Here is a 6,143-nt window from a genome sequence, read left to right as displayed (position 1 = left end):
CTGTGGAAGCGAGCCTGCTCGCGATGGCGGCAGGTCTGTAAGGAACCTTAGTGTTCAGGCTTTCAACTCAGCCTCAAGAAAACTCACCAACGCCTGCACCCGTGCGCTGCGAACTTTGCGCGACGGCACCAGCAGGTTGATCGGTGCGCTGTCGAATTGCCAATCGGCGAGCACCCGGACAAGGCTGCCATCGGCGATGGCTCTGCTGACATCCCATTGCGAGCGCAGCACCAGGCCCAACCCCTCTTCGGCCCAGCGTCGGGCCACACTGCCGTCGTTGCTCAGCAAGGCTGGCTGGATGCGCAGGGTCTTGCGTTCCTGCTCATTGCGCAGATGCCACAGCGTGACGTCCTCATCGTTTTCGCGAATGCAAATACAGCGGTGCTCAGCCAGTTGCTCCGGTGAAGACGGCGTGCCGTGCCGCTCCAGGTAGGCGGGGCTGGCGCATAACCAGCGAGCATTGTGGCTCAGGGGCCGGGCAACCCACTGGCTGTCGCTGAGGTTACCGATGTGAATCACCGCATCACTGTCGTGACGATCGGGCCAGGGCGTTTCCCGTAAATCCAGGTGCAGGCACAACTGTGGGTGCAACCTGGCAAAACGCGCCAGCAACGGCGCGATGCGTTGCCGTCCATAGCCGAACGGCGCCGCCAGCCTGAGGGTGCCGGCCAGTTGATTGTCCGGCTGTTTGAACGACTCGGGAAGCGCCTCCAGTTGCTCCAGCAACAGCGCGCTCTGGCGGGAGAAGCGCTCGCCATCGGCGGTGAGGCTCAGGCGCCGGGCATCGCGGTTGGCCAGGGTCAGGCCGAGCAATGTCTCCAGTTTGCGCAAGCGCATGGACAACGCAGGTGGCGAGACATTGAGGGCCCTGGCCGCTGCGCTCAACGACTCGGAGCGCGCCAGCGTCACGGCCATGCGCAGGTCTTCGATGCTAATCATTCAGTTCAACTTAATGATTGATGACGCAGCATTGAACCACGACTTCACGACGACTGAGTAGAGTCGCCCTGTCCCCATCCACCGAGTGCTGCTCATGACCGCCTCAATTCCCCTCCTTGATACCCCTGTCGCGCTCATCGATGTACCGCGCATGCAGCGCAACATCCAGCGCATGCAGCAACGCATGGACACCTTGGGTGTGCGTTTACGGCCCCACATCAAGACCAGTAAATGCCTGCCCGTGATCCAGGCGCAGATCGCCGCAGGCGCCAGCGGCGTCACCGTGTCCACCTTAAAGGAGGCGCAATATTGTTTCGCGGCCGGCATCCAGGACATTTTCTACGCCGTGGCCATGGCGCCCGGCAAACTGGCCCAGGCCCTGACACTCAAGCGCCAAGGCTGTCGCTTGAGCATCCTCACGGACAGCCTGACGGCGGCCCAGGCCATCGTCGATTTCGGCCAGCAGCACGATGAGCGGTTCGAGGTCTGGATCGAGATTGATTGCGACGGCCATCGGTCCGGCGTGCGGGTCGAGGACGATTCACTTGTGGGCATCGCCCGGCTACTGGATGAAGGCGGCATGCAGCTTTGCGGCGTGATGACCCACGCCGGCTCCAGCTACGAACTCGATACGCCCGACGCGCTGCAAGCCTTGGCCGAACAGGAACGCAACCTTTGCGTGCGCGCTGCCCAACGCATTCGCGAAGCCGGGCTGGCCTGCCCTGAGGTGAGCGTCGGCTCCACGCCCACGGCGCTGTCGGCACAGAACCTGGAAGGCGTCACCGAAGTTCGCGCAGGCGTCTATGTATTCTTCGACCTGGTGATGCACAACGTCGGCGTCTGCCAGGCAGGCGAACTGGCGCTGAGCGTGCTGACCACCGTCATCGGTCATCAACAGGAAAAAGGCTGGATCATCACCGATGCCGGCTGGATGGCCATGAGTCGTGACCGGGGTACGCAGCGCCAGTCACGGGACTTCGGCTATGGACAGGTGTGTAGCGAAACCGGCGACTGGATCGACGGCGCGCTGCTCACCAGCGCTAATCAGGAGCACGGCATCATCACCCTGACGAACGCCGAACACGTGGATATCACCGCGCGGTTTCCCATCGGCAGCCGCCTGCGCATCCTGCCCAACCATGCATGTGCCACTGGCGCACAGTTCCCTCATTACCTCGCCTGTGATGCCACGGGCCAAGTGCACAACTGGAGTCGTCTGCATGGCTGGTGAGATTGGGTTTATCCATACCACCCACGCCGCAGCGCCGGGTGGACATTACGCCCAGGCGCTGTCGTACCAGGGCGTCCTGTATGTGTCCGGGCAATTGCCGGTGCGCGCCGATGGCAGCCACAGCGTCGACCAGCCCTTCGAGGTCCAAGCTGCCATCGCCCTGGAAAACCTGCTGGCGATTCTCGACGCCGCAGGCCGGGGCCCAAGCGATCTGGTGAAGGTGACGGTCTATGTCGCCGGCATCGAACACTGGCCGGCCTTCGACCGAATCTATGCCCGCTATCTGGGCGAGCACCGCCCCGCACGCGCCGTGGTGCCCGTCCCGGCGCTGCATCATGGCTACCTGATTGAAGTCGAAGCGCTGGCTCGCGTGTCGGCAACGGGCAATGGGCAACCGGCAATGGGTACAGATACGTTTTTGCCAAGTTAGCGCGCCAGATACAGCAGATTCTCCTTTGCCAAGGTCGAGAACGGCACAACTGATCAGGGCCTCTTTGTTAGTTTATTGAGCAGACACGGCATAACGATCTGCCGCAGGCCATGCCATAAACGCTCTATGGGAGCCCGTTGGATGACAACCCGATCTTCGAACAGCTACACCCTCGACCCGCACACAACCCGACAGCTTTATATCAATGGTGACTGGTCGTTCCCGGCACATGCGGCCACGTTGCCGGTGATCAACCCGGCCACCGAAGAGGTTGTTGCCCACGTCGCCCAAGGGTCGTGCGAGGATGTTGATCGGGCGGTCGCGGCGGCGCGTGCGGCCTTTCCCGGCTGGTCCTCGACTTCGCCAGCCTCGCGCGCACTGGTGATCGGCAGAATTCATGAACTGATCCTTGAACGAAAGGAGGCGCTGGCCCAGGCGCTCTCTCTGGAAATGGGCGCAGCCATCGGTTTTGCCCGGGCGATGCAAGTGCCGCTGGCGGCCGAACACGTGCGCGTAGCCCGTGATGTGCTGTCCGACTATTGTTTCCAGAAGGTCGAAGGCGGCACAGCCATTACCCGCGAACCCATCGGCGTCTGCGGGCTCATTACGCCGTGGAACTGGCCGCTGTATCAGATCACCGCAAAAGTCGCTCCGGCCATTGCGGCAGGTTGCACGGTCGTTCTCAAACCCAGCGAACTGTCGCCCCTGAGCGCCCTGCTCTTCGCGCAACTGGTGCATGACGCTGGCCTGCCTCCCGGGGTCTTCAACCTGGTGAACGGCAGCGGTGCCGAGGTCGGTGCGGCCATGGCGGCGCATCCTGATATCGACATGATCTCCATCACCGGCTCGAACCGTGCAGGCGCGCTGGTGGCCCAGGCGGCCGCCCCGACGGTGAAACGCGTGACCCAGGAGTTGGGCGGCAAGTCACCGAACGTGCTGCTGCCAGACGCCGACTTCGACAAAGCCGTACCACCGGGGGTGATGTCGGCGTTTCGCAATGTCGGCCAGTCGTGCAGCGCACCGACCCGCATGATCGTGCCAAGGAACCGATTGGCCCAGGTCGAAGCCCTGGCGGCCGCCACCGCCAATGCGATCATCGTCGGTGATCCGCAATCGGAGGAAACCATCCTCGGTCCTATCGCCAATCAAGCCCAGTTCAATCGCGTGCAGGCCATGATCGAAGTGGGCCTGAACGAAGGCGCAAAACTGCTGTGTGGTGGGCCAGGCCGCGTGCAGGGTTTTGAAAAAGGCTTCTACACTCGCCCGACGGTGTTCTCCGAGGTGGACAGCGTGATGCGCATCGCCCAGGAAGAAATCTTCGGCCCGGTGCTGTGCATCATCCCCTATGACACGGTGGATGAAGCGGTCGCCATCGCCAACGACACCGTCTATGGGCTGGGCGCGCATGTTCAGGGTCAGGACCTTGAACAGGCGCGCAGCGTTGCGTTGCGCATCCGCGCAGGGCAAGTGCTGTTGAACTATCCGGCGTGGAATCCGATGGCGCCGTTCGGTGGCTACAAGCGCTCCGGCAATGGTCGTGAGTATGGTCTCCATGGGTTCGAGGAGTATCTGGAGATCAAGGCGATTGTGGGCTTCGGCTAAGTCCCGCTAGCGCGCCTACTCTTCGAAGCGCCCCGTGCCCTCACGATCATGCGGGTAGTGCCTGGTGAACGGAAACGCCGGCAACCAGGATTCACGGCGCACGGTCCAGCTTTCGTAGGTGGGCATCAGTTGATCCGGGGCATCCAGCGTTCCCAGGTTCACTTCAATCTCGTCGCCGGTACGGGCGAACACCGACGAGCCGCAGCGCGGGCAGAAGAAACGCCCGGCGTAGTCCCGGGTTTCACCCTCGATGGTCACGGCATCCTGGGGGAACACCGCAGAGGCGTAGAACAGCGCCCCGTGATGCTTGCGGCAATCGAGGCAGTGGCAGAGGCCAACCCGGTACGGGCGCCCCGAGGCTTGGATGCGAACGTTGCCGCACAGGCAACCGCCGGTGAATGGGTCCATGGTGTGTCTCCTCTGCAGTCATCCGGTCGGTTTTAATAACCCGGATCGGTCGATGACAGGCGCATGCTGCGCCATCAACTCCACGACCCATTCGATGAACACCCGCAACTTGGCGCTGATGTGCCGGTTTGGCGGGTAGGCCAGATAAAGCGGCATCGGCTCGAGGTGCCAGTCTTCGAACAGCGCCACCAAATCACCTCGCGCCTGGTGGGCTCGGGACATGTACTCGGGCAGCCAGAGCACGCCCAACCCGGCCAGACCGGCCGCGAGGTAGGCGTTGCCGTCGTCAATGGCCAGCGCGTAGCGCCCTTTGACGTGAAGCAGCTCAGCGTCACGGCGCATCGCGTAGGGCAGGGATTTGCCAGTGCGCGCCCACAGGAAACCCACGGTGCGATGGTGCGAATCCTCCAGTTCTCGGGGATGCGCGGGCACGCCAAACCGTGCCAGGTAGCTCGGGGCGGCGAAGACGCCCAGGGCGAGATCGCCGACGCGTCGGGCGACCAGCGACTGATCCCTCAACTCACCGCCGCGCACCACGCAATCGACGTTTTCATCAAGCATGTCGACGATGCGATCACTGACGCCCATGTCGATCTGAATGTCCGGATATCGCTCATAGAACGTCGGCAAGGCCGGCACCAGGATCATTGCAGCCAGCGGGCTCGGCACGTCCACCCGCAGGCGCCCGCGGGGTAACGCCTGGGCACCGGAGACGCTGGTCTCGGCATCGTCCATGTCGGCCAGCAGGCGAATCACCCGCTCGTAATAAGCGGCGCCGTCAGCGGTGACGTTGACCTTGCGCGTGGTGCGGTTGAGCAACTTGACGCGCAACCGTGCCTCCAGTTGCTGCACCAGTTGGGTCACGGTGGTTTTGCTCATGTGCAGGGTGTCGGCCGCCTTGGTGAAGCTGCCCGCCTCCACCACTCGAACGAATGCCTGCATCGCGTCGAAACGATCCATTGCTGCCCCATGTGTCCGTCAGATTGTTTGGATTCTACAAACAGTGATCGCCAAGGTTGCTCGTTTATCGTCCGGGCACAAGCCCCTAGAGTGGTTTCAAGATTGAATCCGACCCTTTGATGGAGACACTTATGGCACAGCGTGATGTAGTTTTCCCAGCCGGGCGCCAGGCCCTGTATGAGCGTAATCGCTATTCGCCAGCGATTCGCTCCAATGGCTTTTTATTCGTATCGGGGCAAGTCGGCAGCACCGAAGACGGTTCGCCAGAACCGGAACTGGAGGACCAGGTTCGGCTGGCGTTCAACAACCTGAAGGCGATTCTAGCCGCCGCCGGTTGCACCTTTGACGATGTGGTTGACGTCACCGTGTTCATCGTCGACCCCGAATCGACATTCGAGAGGATCTGGAAAGTGGTGCCCGAGTTCTGGGGCAACGCACCGCATCCGACTCTGACGGGAGTGGGGGTGACGTGGTTGTATGGTTTTCAGTTCGAGATCAAGGTGATTGCCAGGTTGCCTGAAGCCGCCGAGGGGTAGAAACCGAAACCACCGCTATCGCGAGCAGGCTCGCTCC

7 protein-coding genes are annotated in these 6,143 nt (G+C 62.4%); 4 read left to right on the top strand and 3 right to left on the bottom strand.

The window, feature by feature from the left end; genetic code table 11:
* Window positions 1-54: 54 nt before the first annotated feature.
* Entirely contained in the window at window positions 55-939 is an 885-nt protein-coding gene (locus HU811_RS23775; RefSeq protein WP_186658407.1) for a LysR family transcriptional regulator, read from the bottom strand.
* A gap of 94 nt (window positions 940-1,033) precedes the next feature.
* On the opposite strand from HU811_RS23775, the gene HU811_RS23770 reads away from it, so the two are divergent.
* The 3 genes from HU811_RS23770 to HU811_RS23760 all read left to right on the top strand — a co-directional run bounded on the left by HU811_RS23770 (window position 1,034) and on the right by HU811_RS23760 (window position 4,202).
* Window positions 1,034-2,170, top strand: coding sequence for a DSD1 family PLP-dependent enzyme (locus tag HU811_RS23770; protein ID WP_186658405.1), 1,137 nt, complete (start codon window positions 1,034-1,036; stop codon window positions 2,168-2,170).
* Window positions 2,160-2,600: a RidA family protein gene (locus HU811_RS23765; protein ID WP_092399103.1), complete on the top strand. Its 441-nt coding sequence runs from the start codon at window positions 2,160-2,162 to the stop codon at window positions 2,598-2,600. Before HU811_RS23770 ends, HU811_RS23765 begins: the two co-directional genes overlap by 11 nt.
* Before the next feature lie 141 nt (window positions 2,601-2,741).
* Window positions 2,742-4,202, top strand: coding sequence for an aldehyde dehydrogenase family protein (locus HU811_RS23760; RefSeq protein WP_186658403.1), 1,461 nt, complete (start codon window positions 2,742-2,744; stop codon window positions 4,200-4,202).
* Window positions 4,203-4,217: 15 nt separating this feature from the next.
* Here the strand turns inward: HU811_RS23760 and HU811_RS23755 are convergent, their stop codons facing one another.
* Both HU811_RS23755 and HU811_RS23750 read right to left on the bottom strand, forming a co-directional pair.
* Window positions 4,218-4,610 (bottom strand): GFA family protein, encoded by a 393-nt coding sequence (locus HU811_RS23755; RefSeq protein WP_092399107.1) that lies wholly within the window; start codon window positions 4,608-4,610, stop codon window positions 4,218-4,220.
* A gap of 18 nt (window positions 4,611-4,628) precedes the next feature.
* Window positions 4,629-5,570: a LysR family transcriptional regulator gene (locus HU811_RS23750; protein ID WP_186658401.1), complete on the bottom strand. Its 942-nt coding sequence runs from the start codon at window positions 5,568-5,570 to the stop codon at window positions 4,629-4,631.
* A gap of 131 nt (window positions 5,571-5,701) precedes the next feature.
* Here HU811_RS23750 and HU811_RS23745 point away from each other — a divergent pair, with 131 nt between their 5' ends.
* Window positions 5,702-6,106, top strand: coding sequence for a RidA family protein (locus HU811_RS23745; RefSeq protein WP_092399111.1), 405 nt, complete (start codon window positions 5,702-5,704; stop codon window positions 6,104-6,106).
* Window positions 6,107-6,143 lie beyond the last annotated feature (37 nt).

It is taken from the genome of Pseudomonas tehranensis (assembly GCF_014268615.1).
In the GTDB taxonomy this organism is placed as follows: Bacteria; Pseudomonadota; Gammaproteobacteria; order Pseudomonadales; family Pseudomonadaceae; genus Aquipseudomonas; species Aquipseudomonas tehranensis.
The sequence above is the reverse complement of the archived record's forward strand: the minus strand, read 5'-3'. Positions and strand labels throughout refer to the sequence as shown.